The sequence below is a fragment of the Klebsiella sp. w6 genome, assembly GCF_033100215.1.
Lineage (GTDB): Bacteria > Pseudomonadota > Gammaproteobacteria > Enterobacterales > Enterobacteriaceae > Klebsiella > Klebsiella variicola.
Map to the genome: position 1 here is coordinate 4,607,997 of NZ_CP136907.1, position 17,601 is coordinate 4,625,597.

Sequence of the window (17,601 nt, forward strand, 5' to 3'; positions counted from 1 at the left end):
CTATGATGTTGCACTCGTTTTACGGGTGTAACAGATGTTAACGAAGGAGGAGCCTCACCGTGGCCGATAATCCACTGTGGCATGAAACGCTGCATGACCATTTTGGTCAGTACTTTAGCGTTGATAACGTGCTGTACCACGAAAAAACCGATCATCAGGATTTGATCATCTTCGACAACCGCGCCTTTGGCCGGGTGATGGCGCTGGATGGCGTCGTGCAAACCACCGAACGCGATGAGTTTATCTATCACGAAATGATGACCCACGTGCCGCTGCTGGCCCACGGCAACGCGAAGCATGTCCTGATCATCGGCGGCGGCGACGGCGCGATGCTGCGCGAAGTCTCTCGTCACCGTAGCATCGAAACCATCACCATGGTGGAAATCGATGCCGGGGTGGTCTCATTCTGCCGTCAGTACCTGCCCAACCATAGCGCCGGGGCCTACGACGATCCGCGCTTCACGCTGGTGATTGATGATGGCGTCAATTTTGTTAACCAGACGACGCAAACGTTTGACGTGATCATTTCGGACTGTACCGACCCTATCGGTCCGGGCGAAAGCCTGTTCACCTCGGCTTTTTATGAAGGCTGCAAACGCTGCCTGAACCCGGGGGGCGTGTTCGTTGCCCAAAACGGCGTTTGTTTCCTGCAGCAGGACGAAGCGGTCGGTAGCCATCGCAAACTGAGCCACTATTTTCGCGACGTCAGCTTCTACCAGGCGGCTATCCCAACCTATTACGGCGGGATCATGACTTTTGCCTGGGCGAGCGACAACGAGGCGTTGCGCCATCTCTCCAGCGAAATCATTCAGGCGCGCTTTCACAAAGCCAACCTGACCTGCCGTTACTACAATCCGGCAATCCATACGGCGGCCTTCGCCTTACCACAATATCTGCATGATGCTTTGTCCGCACCGTGACGCGAAGTAAGGGGGTGAACTAAATTGAAAAAATTGAAGCTGCATGGCTTTAACAACCTGACCAAAAGCCTGAGTTTTTGTATCTACGATATCTGTTACGCCAAAACGGCAGAGGAGCGTGACGGCTACATCGCTTATATCGACGAACTCTATAATGCCAATCGCCTGACGGAGATCCTGACAGAAACCTGTTCTATTATTGGCGCCAATATCCTGAATATCGCCCGCCAGGATTATGAACCCCAGGGCGCCAGCGTGACCATTCTGGTCAGCGAAGAGCCTGTCGATCCCAAGCTTATCGACCAGACCGAACATCCAGGTCCGTTACCGGAAACCGTGGTCGCCCATCTCGATAAGAGCCATATCTGCGTGCATACCTACCCGGAGAGCCATCCGGAAGGTGGACTGTGCACCTTCCGCGCCGATATCGAAGTCTCTACCTGCGGGGTCATTTCTCCGCTTAAAGCGCTGAACTATCTGATCCACCAGCTGGAATCGGACATTGTGACCATTGACTACCGCGTGCGCGGCTTTACCCGCGATATCAATGGGATGAAGCATTTTATCGATCATGAAATCAATTCGATTCAGAACTTTATGTCCGATGACATTAAGTCGTTGTATGACATGGTCGATGTGAACGTTTATCAGGAAAATATCTTCCATACCAAAATGTTGCTCAAGGAGTTCGACCTTAAGCACTACATGTTCCATACCCGACCGGAAGAATTGACCGCCGAAGAGCGCAAGGTCATTACCGACCTGCTGTGGAAAGAGATGCGCGAGATTTACTACGGCCGCAATATTCCTGCCGTGTAATATTGGAAATGCCCGGCGGCGCTTGCGCTTGCCGGGCCTGGGATTCTGCGCCGCCTGGTCGCCCGGGTAAGGCACCAGCCGCTACCCGGGGATTTCCCCTGCTCACGCTACGCTTAGCAGGGCTACGCTCTTGCGCCACCCGACATAAAAGGCGTCATTAACGCTGCTGCATAAATTCACGATAAGCGGCAACGACCTGCAGGAAATCCTCCACGCCGCAGAGAGAGAGACTTTCTTCGTCGTAGTAGCTCATCCCCTCCTCGATTTCGTCGCCGGAAAACTCCAGCTGATTGGCGCGGATCATCACCTCTTCGCCATCCAGCCACAGCGTATATTCATGGCCAGCCCGCTGCCAGGAACGTTCACTGCCCTTCACGGTGCGTGCAGCCTGCTCTACTTCATCAAGCAGGGCAAGATTGTCTTTCACCTCTTCGTTGAACCAGTGGCCGATCGCCTCGTGATCCATCGACATTCGCACCTTTACCACTCCGGTAATATCGCGCAGAAATTCGTAGTCCATAGTCTTTTCCTCTGCAAGGGCAATGCGTCACCGCTGCACTGTACCCATGCAGTAATTATCGCAGCAGACAGAAAGAAAAAAAGCGTAACGGGCAGGAGGTTTGGAAATAAAAATGCCCGGTGATGCAATGTTCACCGGGCATTGGGGAGTTTATCGCCAAACGGTCAGCCGGGCTGACCGAATGGTTTTACACCGCGGTCTGGAAGATCACGCCGTCAGCTTTTTCAGTGTACTGATCCAGCTGGTTGAAGTTCAGATAACGGTAGGTATCTTCCGCTGTCTTATCCACCTGCGCCACGAAGGTCTGGTACTCTTCCGGCGTCGGCAATTTGCCGAGCAGAGAAGCCACCGCTGCCAGCTCGGCAGAGGCCAGATAGACGTTAGCGCCGGTACCTAAACGGTTCGGGAAGTTACGGGTGGAGGTGGAGACCACCGTCGCACCGTCGGCCACGCGAGCCTGGTTACCCATACACAGGGAACAGCCAGGGATTTCGATACGCGCCCCGCTCTTACCAAACACGCTGTAGTAGCCTTCTTCGGTCAGCTGCGCGGCGTCCATACGGGTTGGCGGCGCCACCCACAGGCGAGTCGGCAGCTGGCCTTTGTGGCTGTCCAGCAGCTTACCGGCGGCACGGAAGTGGCCGATGTTGGTCATGCAGGAACCGATGAACACTTCGTCGATCTTCTCGCCCTGCACGTCAGACAGCAGACGGGCATCGTCCGGATCGTTCGGCGCGCACAGGATTGGCTCTTTGATATCCGCCAGATCGATGTCGATCACTGCCGCGTATTCCGCGTCAGCGTCGGCTTCCAGCAGCTGCGGATCCGCCAGCCATTTTTCCATGCCCTGGATACGGCGTTCCAGCGTACGGCGGTCGCCGTAGCCTTCGGCGATCATCCACTTCAGCAGGACGATGTTGGAGTTCAGGTACTCAACGATCGGCTCTTTGTTCAGCTTGATGGTGCAACCGGCAGCAGAACGCTCAGCGGACGCATCGGTCAGTTCAAATGCCTGCTCGACTTTCAGATCCGGCAGACCTTCGATCTCGAGGATGCGACCAGAGAAGATGTTTTTCTTACCTTTCTTCTCAACGGTCAGCAGGCCCTGCTTGATGGCATACAGTGGGATGGCATGAACCAGGTCGCGCAGGGTGATACCCGGCTGCATTTTCCCTTTGAAGCGCACCAGCACCGATTCCGGCATATCCAACGGCATCACGCCGGTCGCAGCGGCGAAGGCCACCAGACCAGAGCCCGCCGGGAAGGAGATACCGATTGGGAAACGGGTATGGGAGTCGCCGCCGGTACCCACGGTATCCGGCAGCAGCATGCGGTTCAGCCAGGAGTGGATAACGCCATCGCCCGGACGTAGAGAAACACCGCCGCGGTTCATGATGAAGTCCGGCAGGGTATGGTGCGTGGTCACGTCAACCGGCTTCGGATAGGCTGCGGTGTGGCAGAAGGACTGCATCACCAGGTCAGCGGAGAAGCCCAGGCACGCCAGGTCTTTCAGTTCATCACGGGTCATTGGACCGGTGGTGTCCTGAGAACCGACGGAGGTCATTTTCGGCTCGCAGTAGGCGCCCGGACGGATACCGGCAACGCCGCAGGCGCGGCCAACCATTTTCTGCGCCAGAGAGAAGCCGCGGGTGCTTTCCGCCACGTCTTTCGCCTGACGGAAGACGTCGCTGTGCGGCAGCCCCAGCGCTTCGCGCGCTTTGGTGGTCAAGCCGCGGCCGATGATCAGCGGAATACGGCCACCGGCGCGCACTTCGTCGATCAGCACATCGGTCTTCAGCTCGAAGCTGGCCAGCAGTTCGTTGGTTTCGTGGTTACGCACTTCACCTTTGAACGGGTAAACGTCAATCACGTCGCCCATGTTCAGGTTTGACACATCAACTTCGATAGGCAGCGCACCCGCATCTTCCATGGTGTTGAAGAAGATTGGCGCGATTTTGCCGCCCAGGCACAGACCGCCGCCGCGCTTGTTCGGCACGTTCGGAATATCGTCGCCCATAAACCACAGCACCGAGTTGGTCGCGGATTTACGCGAGGAACCCGTACCGACCACGTCGCCGACGTAGGCCAGCGGATAGCCTTTCTGCTGCAGGGCTTCGATTTGTTTAATCGGGCCGACGACGCCCGGCTGGTCCGGATCAATACCTTCGCGGGCGTTTTTCAGCATCGCCAGCGCATGCAGTGGGATATCCGGGCGCGACCAGGCATCCGGCGCCGGAGACAGGTCATCGGTATTGGTTTCGCCGGTGACCTTGAAGACGGTAACGGTGATTTTCTCTGCCAACTGCGGGCGGTTCAGGAACCACTCAGCATCAGCCCAGGATTGCATGACCCGTTTAGCGTGCTCGTTACCTGCTTTCGCTTTCTCTTCTACGTCGTAGAAGTTATCGAACATCAGCAGAGTATGAGACAGCGCTTTCGCGGCAATCGGCGCCAGTTTCGCGTCGTCCAGCGCATCGATCAGCGGATGAATGTTGTAACCACCCTGCATGGTGCCCAGCAGTTCAACGGCTTTTTCAGGGGTTACCAGAGGGGAGGTCGCTTCGCCTTTGGCGATCGCGGCAAGGAATCCAGCTTTAACATAGGCGGCTTCGTCGACGCCCGGCGGTACACGGTTAATCAGCAGGTCTAACAGGAATTCTTCTTCGCCCGCAGGCGGGTTTTTCAGCAGTTCTACCAGCGCGGCCATTTGGGTTGCATCTAAGGGTTTGGCAACAATCCCCATGGCGGCACGCTCAGCTACGTGCTTACGGTATTCTTCTAGCACGACGGTTCTCCTCGCTTCTCATTGTCATAATGCGGCCTACACGTCTTCAATCAATCTGCTTCGGTATTGGCAGTTTGCCGCCTTGACGCATCTTGAAGGATTTAGTGGCTGGGCGATTTTCTTCACGCTCCTGTGAGACAGCAGTTTGTAGGGTAAATGCCCGATACCGCGTCGGCAGCATAGCAGGATTTTTGAAAGGTGTTAATCTGTTTACAAAAAAGCAACATTAAAATTTAGCTGAATCGTTAAGGGCAGGATATTGCAGGCTTTCTGTTCAAATACCGCGACAAAAATTCCTTTCCGCGTACAACTCCCCGGGCCGATCCCAACAATAATCAATAAAAAGCCATACCGCTTACTTATACTCAGCAAACGCGCCGTTTTCGCCGATACTTTAGCGAGATGGGTTACTTTTTGGGTCAGGAGCTTCCATGTCACTGCCGTTCAAACCCCATATCATCGCCCTGCTCTGTAGCGCTGGCTTACTCGCGGCGGCGGGAACACTCTATGTGCAAAGCCGTACTCCAGAGAAGGTCACTGAGGCGGCGGCGCAGCCTGCACCGGCACCAACGCCAACCTCACCTCCTGCCGCAGCGCAGCCGGTGACCACCACCTACACCCAGGCGCAAATTGATCAGTGGGTCGCGCCCATCGCGCTCTACCCGGACAGTCTGCTGTCGCAGGTGTTGATGGCCTCCACTTATCCCGACAACGTCATGCAGGCGGTACAGTGGTCCCAGGATAACCCCGCGATGAAAGGGGATGCGGCGGTTCAGGCGGTTGCCAGTCAGCCGTGGGATCCCAGCGTCAAATCCCTTGTCGCTTTCCCTGCCCTGCTGGCGATGATGGGCGAAAATCCGCCGTGGGTGGAGAACCTCGGCAATGCGTTTTTGGCCCAGCCGCATGATGTGATGGACTCGGTGCAGCGCCTGCGTACTATTGCCCAGCAGACCGGGACACTGAAATCCACGCCACAGCAGAAAGTGATTGTCACCCCTGCCGCACCGGTTTCCCCCAGCAGCACGGCAGCAACGTCCACCACCCACTCGGCGGCGCCTGCGCCCACGCAGGTTATTAAAATAGAACCGACCAATCCGCAGGTGGTCTATGTTCCCAGCTATAACCCCTCTACCGTCTATGGTACCTGGCCAAACAGCGCCTATCCGCCGGTCTACCTGCCGCCGCCTCCCGGGGAGCAGTTTACCGATAGCTTCGTCAAAGGCTTCGGTTACAGCCTGGGCGTGGCCACTACCTGGGCGCTGTTTAGCAGTATCGACTGGGATGATGATGATGACCACCACCATCACGATGACGACTATCACCACGGCGATTACTCGCATAATGGCGATAACATCAATATTAATATAAATAATTTCAATCATATAACGGGAGAAAACCTGCCGGGCAACCACGTTAACTGGCAGCATAATCCTGCCTATCGCGGTCACACACCGTATCCCGATAATACGGTTGCTCAACGCTTCCATCAGACCAACGTTGCTGGCGGGCTGAGCACTACCCAACATGCGCCAGTCGATCGCGAAGCGCAGCGCCAGGCAGCGATGACCCAGCTGCAGCATAACGTACCGGCGGCGACAGCGGGCAACCTGGCGGCAAACAACGCCTCACGCGATGCCCAGCGTCAGGCAGCTTCGGCGCAATTGAAACAAGCCACCCAGCGCAGCAACTATCGCGGTTACGACAGCACACCAACCTCGACCCAGCAGCAGCGTCGCGAGGCGGCGAAAACGCAGTTGAAAAATCCCACGCCGCAGCAACAGCAGCGTCGGGAAACCGTTAAGAGCCGCGAGCAGAACCTGACACCTCAGCAGCAACAGCATCGGCAGCAGATCCAGTCCGCCACGCCCGCGCAGCGTCAGCAGCAGGTTAGTCATTTACGCGCCAGCGCTCTTAGCGGCAACGAAAGCCGCGCCCCCTCCTGGCAAGCGCAGCAGGAACGGGGACTGCAAAGTCGGCAGTTTTCCGCTGTAAACCGCGAGGAGCGTGGCGGCGCCAGAGAACGTCTTTCCGAACACCATGAACTGCGCCGCCGCTGAGGATGAGCAGAATGAGAAACCTATTACCTATTGCCCTGTTCACATTGATACTGTCACCGTTAGCCGCCTTCGCCCAGCAGCCGTTTTCTACCCCGGAGCAGGCCGCGAGCGCGCTGGCTGAGGCGCTCAGCCAGCAAAATGAAGCGGCGCTGAGCAAGGTGCTCGGCGATAACTGGCAGCAATTTTTACCTACCGATGGGATCGACCCCAGCGCCGTCGACCGTTTTCAGCGCGACTGGCAGGTAAAACATGTCATCGTGCAGCAGGGTGATAACGCCTGGCTCGACGTCGGCAGCGAAGCATGGCGGTTGCCGGTGCCTATCGTAAAAACGTCTCAGGGCTGGCGCTTTGATATGGCCGCAGGCGAAGAGGAGATCCTCACCCGCGCCATCGGTCGCAATGAACTGTCAGCGATAGCCGCCATGCACGCTTACGTTGACGCCCAGCAGGATTACTACCAGCTTAATCACCGCTGGGCGCAGAAAATCATCAGCAGTGAAGGCAAAAAAGATGGGTTGTACTGGCCGACGTCGCCGGGTGAGACGCCCAGCCCGCTGGGGCCGGCATTCAGCCCGACGGAGCCCGGCGCCGGTTATCATGGCTATCGTTTCCGCATTATCGCAGGCCGCGATGACCAGGATGCGGCCTTGCTTGCCTGGCCTGTGGAATGGGGTGAAACCGGAGTGATGAGCTTTATGATCGATCTGCACGATACCGTTTATCAGGCTAATCTCGGCGAAGAGAGCGCCGCAAAAGCGCAGGCCATCACGCGCTTTGCCCCCGATGCTGACGCCGGCTGGCAGGTTGTCAAACCATAAAAAAACGCCAGGTTGCCCTCAAGCAACCTGGCGTTTCTATTCGCTTAGCCCTGATGGGGCATCAGAGACGGATCGCCAGCAAAAGTCGGCTTTGTGCTGGATAATGCCGCTTCATCAGCGCTGATGCTTCCGGAGTTCGCCGCCCATACCCCTTCATTCGTCTTCGTCACCTGCTGATGCTGGGCATTCAGATCCTGCCCCATCGCCGCGATATGGGTCGTTTCCGTGCCACCGCTGTTGTCTGCCCAGGGGATGGTGGCGTCAGCCGCGCAGGCCACACCGGATAGGCACGTTGCAGCGACCAGCGCTGCGGTTAAAAAGCGTTTCATCTCACACCTCAACTATATCGTTAACTACCTATAAGTTTATGGCGTGATTATTTTCAAAGTATGTATGAGGTGTAGCGGTTTATGAACGGAGACATAGTTCTAAACATCAGGCATAAAAAAAGCGGCTCCGGGAGCCGCTTATGCTTTTAGCCTGAAAGAAAAAGTTACTTTTTCTTCGCTTTGGCGTTTGGCAGATCGGTGATGCTGCCTTCGAAGACTTCTGCCGCCAGGCCAACAGACTCGTGCAGAGTCGGGTGAGCATGGATGGTCAGCGCGATGTCTTCAGCGTCGCAGCCCATTTCGATAGCCAGGCCGATCTCACCGAGCAGCTCGCCGCCGTTGGTGCCGACAATCGCACCGCCGATAACACGGTGGGTCTCTTTGTCGAAGATCAGTTTGGTCATACCGTCTGCGCAGTCGGAAGCGATAGCACGGCCGGAAGCAGCCCACGGGAAGGTGGCGGTTTCGTAGCTGATGCCTTTCTCTTTCGCTTCTTTCTCAGTCAGACCAACCCATGCCACTTCTGGCTCAGTGTAGGCGATGGACGGGATCACTTTCGGATCGAAGTAGTGTTTCAGGCCGGAGATAACTTCTGCGGCAACGTGACCTTCATGTACGCCTTTGTGCGCCAGCATCGGCTGACCGACGATATCGCCGATAGCAAAGATGTGCGGCACGTTGGTGCGCATTTGTTTGTCAACGCGGATAAAGCCGCGATCGTCCACTTCCACGCCCGCTTTACCTGCGTCGAGGTTTTTGCCGTTCGGTACGCGACCGATAGCGACCAGCACGGCGTCGTAACGCTGCGCTTCAGCCGGCGCTTTTTTGCCTTCCATGGAAACGTAAATACCGTCTTCTTTCGCTTCAACGGCAGTCACTTTGGTTTCCAGCATCAGGTTGAATTTCTTGCTGATGCGTTTAGTGAAGACTTTCACCACGTCTTTATCGGCCGCCGGGATAACCTGGTCGAACATTTCAACCACGTCAATCTCTGAACCCAGCGCATGGTATACGGTACCCATTTCCAGACCGATGATACCGCCACCCATGACCAGCATACGTTTCGGTACGGATTTCAGTTCCAGGGCGTCGGTGGAGTCCCATACGCGCGGATCTTCATGCGGGATAAACGGCAGCTGAATCGGACGGGAGCCCGCCGCGATGATGGCGTTGTCGAAGTTGATCACGGTTTTACCGTTTTCGCCTTCCACTTCCAGGGTGTTGGCGCCGGTAAATTTACCCAGACCGTTAACCACTTTCACTTTACGGCCTTTAGCCATGCCAGCCAGGCCGCCGGTCAGCTGAGTGATAACTTTTTCTTTCCAGGTGCGGATCTTGTCAATGTCGGTTTTCGGTTCGCCGAAAACGATGCCGTGTTCGGCCAGCGCTTTCGCTTCTTCGATAACTTTTGCCACGTGCAGCAGCGCTTTAGACGGGATACAACCCACGTTCAGGCAAACGCCACCGAGGGTGCTGTAACGTTCTACGATGACGGTTTCCAGACCTAAATCAGCGCAACGGAAGGCTGCAGAGTAACCTGCGGGGCCTGCCCCAAGTACCACGACCTGAGTTTTGATTTCAGTACTCATCATGACCTCTGTAATTTATATCCGGCGGGTCTGACGCTATTATTCTTACGCCCAAGTCCACCGGGACGTTCTATCCGCGTGTATTTTACAAAATTGTTAACAATTTTTAAACAACAAACGGCAAACGATTTTGTCCTTTGTTGCTGATAATCCCCAACAGCCTGAGGTTATCAGAAAAAAGCCGGCCGTCAGGCCGGCTTTTTCGATTACATCACCAGACGGCGAATGTCGCTCAAGGTGTTGTTAATGATGGTAATGAAGCGGGCACCATCAGCACCGTCGATGACGCGGTGGTCGAAGGACAGAGAGATCGGCATCATCAGACGCGGAACGAACTCTTTACCATTCCATACCGGCTCCATCGCGGACTTAGACACGCCCAGGATGGCCACTTCCGGCGCGTTAACAATCGGCGCGAAGTGGGTAGTGCCCAGGCCGCCGATGCTGGAGATGGTGAAGCAACCGCCCTGCATTTCGCCAGCCGTCAGCTTGCCATCGCGCGCTTTCTTCGAGATGGTGGTCAGTTCACGAGACAGCTCGGTGATGCTCTTCTTATTCACGTCTTTGAAGACCGGAACCACCAGACCGTTCGGGGTATCAACCGCCACACCGATGTTGATGTATTTCTTCAGCGTCAGGCGCTGACCATCTTCGGACAGCGAGCTGTTGAAGCGCGGCATCTGCTCAAGCGCAGCGGCAACGGCTTTCATGATGAAGACCACTGGGGTGAATTTCACGTCCAGTTTACGCTTCTCAGCTTCGGCGTTCTGCTGCTTACGGAACGCTTCCAGATCGGTGATATCGGTTTTGTCGAAGTGGGTAACGTGCGGGATCATCACCCAGTTACGGCTCAGGTTAGCCCCAGAGATTTTCTGGATACGACCCAGTTCCACTTCTTCGATTTCACCAAACTTGCTGAAGTCAACCTTCGGCCATGGCAGCATGCCCGGGATACCGCCGCCAGCGGCAGCCGCCGGTGCGGATTCAGCGCGTTTAACCGCGTCTTTCACATAAGCCTGAACGTCTTCGCGCAGGATACGACCTTTACGGCCGGTGCCTTTCACTTTTGCCAGGTTAACGCCGAACTCGCGCGCCAGGCGGCGAATCAGCGGCGTCGCGTGAACGTAAGCATCGTTTTCAGCGAATTCAGTTTTGCCTTCTGCTTTCGCAGCCGGTGCAGCGGCAGGCTTAGCGGCCTGAGCCGGTGCAGCAGCCGGTGCCGGAGCAGCAGCCTGAGCCGGCGCGGCGGCAGGCGCAGCGCCTTCCACTTCGAAGACCATGATCAGGGAACCGGTTTTGACTTTATCGCCGGTGCTGATTTTGATCTCTTTGACGGTACCTGCGAATGGCGCCGGCACTTCCATAGACGCTTTGTCGCCTTCGACGGTGATCAGGGACTGCTCAGCAGCCACTTTATCGCCGACTTTGACCATCACTTCGGTGACTTCAACTTCGTCGCCGCCGATGTCCGGTACGTTAACGTCTTTCGCACCGCCAGCCGCAGCTGGAGCAGCCGCCGCCGGAGCAGCAGCCTGAGCAGGTGCGGCGGCAGGCGCAGCGCCCGCCACTTCGAAGATCATGATCAGGGAGCCGGTGGACACTTTGTCACCGGTGTTGATTTTGATCTCTTTCACGGTACCCGCGAACGGCGCCGGCACTTCCATAGAGGCTTTATCGCCTTCTACGGTGATCAGGGATTGCTCAGCGGCGATGGTGTCGCCCACTTTAACCATGATCTCGGTAACTTCAACTTCATCGCCGCCGATATCCGGGACGTGAACTTCTTTCGCTGCCGCGGCAGCTGCTGGCGCAGCCGGAGCGGCTTCTTTCTTCTCTTCCTGCGCAGGTGCAGCGGCTGCTGCACCCTCGGCGGAATCGAAAATCATAATCAGTTTGCCAGTCTCGGTTTTGTCGCCGACGGAGACTTTAATCTCTTTCACGACGCCAGCCTGCGGAGACGGGACTTCCATAGAGGCTTTATCGCCTTCTACGGTGATCAGCGACTGTTCAGCTTCTACTTTGTCGCCCACTTTGACCAGGATCTCGGTGATTTCAACTTCATCAGCCCCGATGTCCGGTACTTTGATTTCGATAGCCATTATTCTTTTACCTCTTACGCCAGACGCGGGTTAACTTTTTCTGCATCGATGTCGAATTTCGCGATAGCGTCAGCCACCACTTTCTTATCGATTTCACCACGTTTAGCCAGTTCGCCCAGCGCTGCAACGACCACATAGGAAGCATCGACTTCGAAGTGGTGACGCAGGTTTTCACGGCTGTCGGAACGACCGAAGCCATCGGTACCCAGTACGCGGTAATCATCAGCCGGTACATAAGTACGAACCTGCTCAGCGAACAGTTTCATATAGTCAGTGGATGCCACGGCCGGAGCGTCGTTCATTACCTGAGCGATATACGGCACGCGCGGGGTTTCCAGCGGGTGCAGCATGTTCCAGCGTTCGCAATCCTGGCCATCACGCGCCAGTTCGGTGAAGGAGGTGACGCTATACACGTCAGAGCCCACGCCGTAGTCTTTCGCCAGGATCTGCGCTGCTTCACGAACGTGACGCAGGATAGAACCGGAGCCCAGCAGCTGAACTTTACCTTTGCTACCTTCAATGGTTTCGAGTTTGTAGATACCTTTACGGATACCTTCCTCGGCGCCTTCCGGCATGGCCGGCATGTGGTAGTTTTCGTTCAGCGTAGTGATGTAGTAGTAAACGTTCTCTTGTTTCTCACCGTACATACGCTCCAGGCCATCATGCATGATGACCGCCACTTCGTATGCATAGGACGGATCGTAAGAGATACAGTTCGGGATAGTCAGCGACTGAATATGGCTGTGGCCATCTTCGTGCTGCAGACCTTCGCCGTTCAGCGTTGTACGACCGGAAGTACCACCGATCAGGAAGCCGCGAGCCTGCTGGTCGCCTGCCTGCCAGCACAGGTCGCCGATACGCTGGAACCCGAACATCGAGTAGTAGATGTAGAACGGGATCATCGGCAGGTTGTTGGTGCTGTAAGAAGTCGCCGCAGCCAGCCAGGATGCGCCTGCGCCCAGCTCGTTGATCCCTTCCTGCAGGATCTGGCCTTTCTCGTCTTCTTTGTAGTAAGCAACCTGCTCACGGTCCTGCGGGGTGTACTGCTGGCCGTTCGGGCTGTAAATACCGATCTGACGGAACAGACCTTCCATACCGAAAGTACGCGCTTCGTCGGCGATAATCGGCACGAGGCGGTCTTTGATGGATTTGTTCTTCAGCATCACGTTCAGGGCACGAACAAATGCGATAGTGGTAGAGATCTCTTTATTCTGCTCTTCCAGCAGCGGAGCGAAATCTTCCAGCGTCGGCAGCTCCAGCTTCTCAGAGAAGTTCGGCTGACGGCTCGGCAGATAGCCGTGCAGTTTCTGGCGCTGAGCGTGCAGATAGGTGTGCTCTTCGGAACCTTCCGGGAAGGTGACGTACGGCAGTTTTTCGAGATCGGCATCGGCAACCGGCACGTTGAAACGATCGCGGACGTAACGAACGCCGTCCATGTTCATTTTCTTAACCTGGTGGGCGATGTTCTTACCTTCAGCGGTGTCACCCATGCCGTAACCTTTAATGGTATGGGCGAGGATTACGGTCGCTTTGCCTTTGGTTTCCTGCGCTTTTTTCAGTGCAGCGTAAACTTTCTTCGGATCGTGGCCGCCGCGATTCAGGGCCCAAATCTGCTCGTCAGTCCAGTCGGCAACCAGCGCCGCGGTCTCCGGATATTTACCGAAGAAGTGCTCGCGCACATATGCGCCGTCTTTGGATTTGAAGGTCTGGTAATCGCCGTCAACGGTTTCTTCCATCAGCTGGATCAGCTTACCGCTGGTGTCTTTACGCAGCAGCTCATCCCAACGACCGCCCCAGATAACCTTGATAACGTTCCAGCCAGCGCCCGCGAAGATGCCTTCCAGTTCGTTGATGATTTTGCCGTTACCCGTTACCGGGCCATCAAGACGCTGCAGGTTACAGTTGATAACGAAGACCAGGTTGTCCAGCTTCTCGCGGGTGGCGATGGTGATCGCACCTTTAGATTCCGGCTCGTCCATCTCACCGTCGCCCAGGAAAGCATAAACGGTTTGTTTGGAGGTGTCTTTCAGACCACGGTGTTCCAGATATTTCAGGAATTTAGCCTGATAAATTGCCCCGATTGGGCCCAGACCCATAGAAACGGTCGGGAACTGCCAGAATTCCGGCATCAGTTTCGGGTGCGGATAAGAGGACAGACCTTTACCGTGAACTTCCTGACGGAAATTGTTCATCTGCTCTTCAGTCAGACGACCTTCCAGGAAAGCACGCGCATACACGCCCGGAGAGATGTGGCCCTGGAAGTACACCAGATCGCCGCCATCCTGCTCGTTGCGTGCGCGGAAGAAGTGGTTGAAGCACACTTCGTAGAAGGTTGCGGAAGACTGGAAGGAAGCCATGTGGCCGCCCAGTTCGAGATCTTTTTTCGATGCGCGCAGAACGGTCATGATCGCGTTCCAGCGGATCGCAGAACGGATACGACGTTCCAGATCCAGATTACCCGGGTATTCCGGTTCATCTTCAACGGCAATAGTGTTGACGTAACCGCCGGTCGATGCGCCAGCAGCCACTTTCACCCCGCCTTTGCGGGCTTCAGAAAGGAGTTGGTCAATAAGATACTGAGCACGCTCAACACCTTCTTCACGGATGACCGATTCGATCGCCTGTAGCCAGTCGCGAGTTTCGATCGGATCCACGTCATTTGGTAAACGTTCTGACATGGGGGGTATTCCTTATCTATCTAATCGTTGATTAATCTGGAACCTGTCCCATTGAACTCTTCGTTCTTCACCTTTGAACAACCAAAAATTCAATAAGACAGGTTCTGCGTTTAGTTGCCGCGCTCTAAAAATGGCGCTTAAGAACCGGAGTTCTCGTCCTTTCGTTGCTGTAAACGACGCAGTGAGCGCTCTCTACGACTCTGCTCACGGCTACGGTCCAGCAAAATTTCCTCAATGAACGCCAGGTGACGGTGCGACGCCTCACGCGCCTGCTCCGGCTCCCCGGCCATTATCGCCTCGAAAATGCGAGTACGATGGTTGCTGACCAACGGGAGCATTTCCCGGCGGGCATACAGCAATTCAAAGTTCTGACGAACGTTTTGTGCCAGCATCGGCTCCATACACCTTAGCAGATGGAGCAAAACCACATTGTGTGCCGCCTCGGTGACGGCGATTTGATACTGGACGACGGCGCCGGACTCAGCGTCCAGATCGCCCGACTGCTGCGCCCGTTCAATGGCCTGATGCAGCTCGCGGATACGATCGCGATCTTCATCATTGCTGCGCAGCGCCGCGTAATAAGCCGCGATGCCTTCCAGCGCGTGACGGGTCTCAAGCAGATCGAATTGGGATTCAGGGTGATCGGACAGCAGCTCGACCAGCGGATCGCTGAAGCTCTGCCACAGGCGGCTCTGAACAAACGTTCCACCTCCCTGACGACGAAGCAACAAGCCCTTGGCTTCGAGGCGTTGAATCGCCTCACGCAGCGAGGGGCGGGAAACGTCGAACTGCTTAGCCAGTTCGCGTTCGGGCGGAAGTTTTTCACCGGGGCGCAAGGTCCCCTCAAGGATCAGAAACTCCAGCTGCTGCTCTATCACATCGGATAATTTTGGTTGGCGGATTTTGCTGTAGGCCATATTCCCTGTCTCTGCCATTAGCCCGGAGTCAATTGGTCTTACCAATTTAAAGTTCGTAGCGCTAAAGTAACAAAGTATTCACCTTCTGTCCATACAGGTTTTGATTGAAATCAGTAAACCGCGGACATTTTAACAACCTTACAGAAATAACATTTCAGAAATGTAACCTTGCACAAATGTTACGTTTACTCACAAAGGGGTAGCGTTAACTTTATGGAAACGAAAAATTACGCTATCTGAACCGATTCAACTGCGCCATAGATGAATAAAAAATCAAATTAATAGAATAAATAACCACTCATGGGTAATGCGATGGAATAATACTGAATGTGTCTATTGATGTCTTTTTAGACACATCGTCATCATCCCTTCATAAAGCAGGTGCATTCGGTCGCGCTTAACACTATTCTCCCTCAGACGAAAGGCCTTTTTTTGAATTACCACACCGCCTTCCGTAAACAAAACAATACAGAAACGGAAGTCGCTAAATACACAAACACAACAATATGTGCGCGCCATCACTCAGGTAAAAAGTGGGCCACTTCGCCCAAATTTTCGCTGGCTATGCTTTCTGGCAGGGACAGCAGAGAAGCAGCAACCTGACGGATGACGTACACAAAAAATAACCACACACGAGGTTTCATATGGAAGGTCAACAGCACGGCGATCGGCTGAAGCGCGGCCTGAAAAACCGCCACATTCAGCTTATCGCGCTGGGCGGGGCTATCGGCACCGGCCTGTTTCTGGGAAGCGCGTCCGTCATTCAGTCCGCCGGCCCGGGTATCATTCTTGGTTACGCGATTGCCGGCTTTATCGCCTTTCTGATCATGCGTCAGTTGGGTGAGATGGTGGTGGAAGAGCCGGTAGCAGGTTCGTTCAGCCACTTCGCATATAAATACTGGGGCGGCTTTGCCGGCTTCGCTTCCGGCTGGAACTACTGGGTGTTGTATGTCCTGGTGGCCATGGCGGAACTCACCGCCGTCGGCAAATATATCCAGTTCTGGTGGCCGGAAATCCCGACCTGGGCCTCGGCGGCGGTCTTCTTCATCGCTATCAACGCCATTAACCTGACCAACGTGAAAGTGTTCGGGGAAATGGAGTTCTGGTTCGCGATTATCAAAGTGGTCGCCGTGGTGGCGATGATTCTGTTCGGCGGCTGGCTGCTGTTCAGCGGCAACGGCGGCCCGCAGGCGACGGTACGTAACCTGTGGGATCAGGGTGGCTTCCTGCCGCACGGCTTTACCGGACTGGTAATGATGATGGCGATCATCATGTTCTCCTTCGGCGGTCTGGAGCTGGTGGGGATCACCGCGGCGGAAGCGGATAATCCGGAGCAAAGCATTCCGAAAGCCACCAACCAGGTTATCTACCGTATCCTGATCTTCTATGTTGGCTCGCTGGCGGTGCTGCTCTCCCTGCTGCCGTGGACCCGCGTGACCGCGGACACCAGCCCATTCGTCCTGATTTTCCATGAGCTTGGCGATACGCTGGTGGCAAATGCCCTTAACGTCGTGGTGCTGACGGCGGCTCTGTCGGTTTATAACAGCTGCGTCTACTGCAACAGCCGTATGCTGTTCGGCCTTGCCCAGCAGGGTAACGCGCCAAAAGCGCTACTCAGCGTCGACAAACGCGGCGTGCCGGTGAATACCATCCTCGTCTCGGCCCTGGTGACCGCGCTGTGCGTACTGATCAACTACCTGGCGCCGGAATCCGCCTTCGGCCTGTTGATGGCGCTGGTGGTCTCGGCCCTGGTTATCAACTGGGCGATGATCAGCCTGGCGCATATGAAATTCCGTCGCGCCAAACAGCAGCAGGGGGTCACCACTCGCTTCCCTGCCCTCTTCTACCCGCTGGGTAACTGGGTGTGCCTGCTGTTTATGGCGGCAGTGCTGGTGATTATGCTGATGACCCCGGGGATGGCGATTTCCGTTTGGCTGATCCCGGTATGGATTGCGGTGCTGGGCGTGGGCTATCTGTTTAAACAGAAAGCCGCCGCCACCATAAAAGCACAATAATACATCTCATAAATATTTCTCTTTGCTCTGCGCCCCTCCCTGAATAACGGGCGCA

12 protein-coding genes are annotated in these 17,601 nt (G+C 55.6%); 5 read left to right on the forward strand and 7 right to left on the reverse strand.

Annotated elements, in window-relative coordinates; all coding sequences use genetic code 11:
• The first annotated feature begins 59 nt into the window (after positions 1-59).
• A complete protein-coding gene (gene speE / locus R0140_RS22620) occupies positions 60-920 on the forward strand; it encodes a polyamine aminopropyltransferase (RefSeq protein WP_008807405.1) in 861 nt (286 codons plus the stop codon).
• 24 nt (positions 921-944) lie between these two features.
• Positions 945-1,739, forward strand: coding sequence for an adenosylmethionine decarboxylase (gene speD, locus R0140_RS22625; RefSeq protein WP_008807406.1), 795 nt, complete (start codon positions 945-947; stop codon positions 1,737-1,739).
• 157 nt (positions 1,740-1,896) lie between these two features.
• On the opposite strand, the gene yacL is transcribed toward speD, so the two are convergent.
• Together yacL and acnB are read right to left on the reverse strand one after the other, a co-directional pair.
• Positions 1,897-2,259 carry a protein YacL gene (yacL, locus tag R0140_RS22630; protein WP_004204373.1) on the reverse strand — a complete coding sequence of 121 codons (363 nt, stop codon included), beginning with the start codon at positions 2,257-2,259 and terminating at the stop codon, positions 1,897-1,899.
• A 187-nt stretch (positions 2,260-2,446) separates the two neighbouring features.
• Positions 2,447-5,044: a bifunctional aconitate hydratase 2/2-methylisocitrate dehydratase gene (acnB, locus tag R0140_RS22635; RefSeq protein ID WP_008807407.1), complete on the reverse strand. Its 2,598-nt coding sequence runs from the start codon at positions 5,042-5,044 to the stop codon at positions 2,447-2,449.
• A gap of 431 nt (positions 5,045-5,475) precedes the next feature.
• Between acnB and R0140_RS22640 the strand changes: the two genes are divergently transcribed.
• Positions 5,476-7,101, forward strand: a complete 1,626-nt coding sequence (locus tag R0140_RS22640) for a DUF3300 domain-containing protein (RefSeq protein ID WP_046882121.1) — start codon at positions 5,476-5,478, stop codon at positions 7,099-7,101.
• 11 nt (positions 7,102-7,112) lie between these two features.
• Positions 7,113-7,919 carry a DUF2950 family protein gene (locus R0140_RS22645; RefSeq protein ID WP_016160300.1) on the forward strand — a complete coding sequence of 269 codons (807 nt, stop codon included), beginning with the start codon at positions 7,113-7,115 and terminating at the stop codon, positions 7,917-7,919.
• Between the two features lie 44 nt (positions 7,920-7,963).
• On the opposite strand, the gene R0140_RS22650 is transcribed toward R0140_RS22645, so the two are convergent.
• The 5 genes from R0140_RS22650 to pdhR form a co-directional block, all read right to left on the reverse strand.
• The gene (locus R0140_RS22650) at positions 7,964-8,248 is read right to left on the reverse strand and encodes a hypothetical protein (protein WP_008807410.1); all 285 of its coding nucleotides are present in this window, start codon (positions 8,246-8,248) and stop codon (positions 7,964-7,966) included.
• A 164-nt stretch (positions 8,249-8,412) separates the two neighbouring features.
• Positions 8,413-9,837, reverse strand: coding sequence for a dihydrolipoyl dehydrogenase (gene lpdA / locus R0140_RS22655; protein WP_002888731.1), 1,425 nt, complete (start codon positions 9,835-9,837; stop codon positions 8,413-8,415).
• 206 nt (positions 9,838-10,043) lie between these two features.
• Positions 10,044-11,936 carry a pyruvate dehydrogenase complex dihydrolipoyllysine-residue acetyltransferase gene (gene aceF, locus R0140_RS22660; protein WP_012542843.1) on the reverse strand — a complete coding sequence of 631 codons (1,893 nt, stop codon included), beginning with the start codon at positions 11,934-11,936 and terminating at the stop codon, positions 10,044-10,046.
• Between the two features lie 14 nt (positions 11,937-11,950).
• Entirely contained in the window at positions 11,951-14,614 is a 2,664-nt protein-coding gene (aceE, locus tag R0140_RS22665) for a pyruvate dehydrogenase (acetyl-transferring), homodimeric type (protein ID WP_008807412.1), read from the reverse strand.
• Between the two features lie 137 nt (positions 14,615-14,751).
• A complete protein-coding gene (gene pdhR, locus R0140_RS22670) occupies positions 14,752-15,531 on the reverse strand; it encodes a pyruvate dehydrogenase complex transcriptional repressor PdhR (RefSeq protein WP_002888699.1) in 780 nt (259 codons plus the stop codon).
• Between the two features lie 644 nt (positions 15,532-16,175).
• Between pdhR and aroP the strand changes: the two genes are divergently transcribed.
• Positions 16,176-17,546, forward strand: coding sequence for an aromatic amino acid transporter AroP (gene aroP / locus R0140_RS22675; RefSeq protein WP_008807413.1), 1,371 nt, complete (start codon positions 16,176-16,178; stop codon positions 17,544-17,546).
• The last annotated feature ends 55 nt before the right edge of the window (positions 17,547-17,601 follow it).

Coding starts and splice junctions, on each gene's coding strand:
- yacL (WP_004204373.1), bottom strand. CDS start 2,259: ATGGACTACGAATTTCTGCGCGATATTACCGGAGTGGTAAAGGTGCGA.
- R0140_RS22640 (WP_046882121.1), top strand. CDS start 5,476: ATGTCACTGCCGTTCAAACCCCATATCATCGCCCTGCTCTGTAGCGCT.
- R0140_RS22645 (WP_016160300.1), top strand. CDS start 7,113: ATGAGAAACCTATTACCTATTGCCCTGTTCACATTGATACTGTCACCG.
- R0140_RS22650 (WP_008807410.1), bottom strand. CDS start 8,248: ATGAAACGCTTTTTAACCGCAGCGCTGGTCGCTGCAACGTGCCTATCC.
- lpdA (WP_002888731.1), bottom strand. CDS start 9,837: ATGAGTACTGAAATCAAAACTCAGGTCGTGGTACTTGGGGCAGGCCCC.
- aceF (WP_012542843.1), bottom strand. CDS start 11,936: ATGGCTATCGAAATCAAAGTACCGGACATCGGGGCTGATGAAGTTGAA.
- aceE (WP_008807412.1), bottom strand. CDS start 14,614: ATGTCAGAACGTTTACCAAATGACGTGGATCCGATCGAAACTCGCGAC.
- pdhR (WP_002888699.1), bottom strand. CDS start 15,531: ATGGCCTACAGCAAAATCCGCCAACCAAAATTATCCGATGTGATAGAG.
- aroP (WP_008807413.1), top strand. CDS start 16,176: ATGGAAGGTCAACAGCACGGCGATCGGCTGAAGCGCGGCCTGAAAAAC.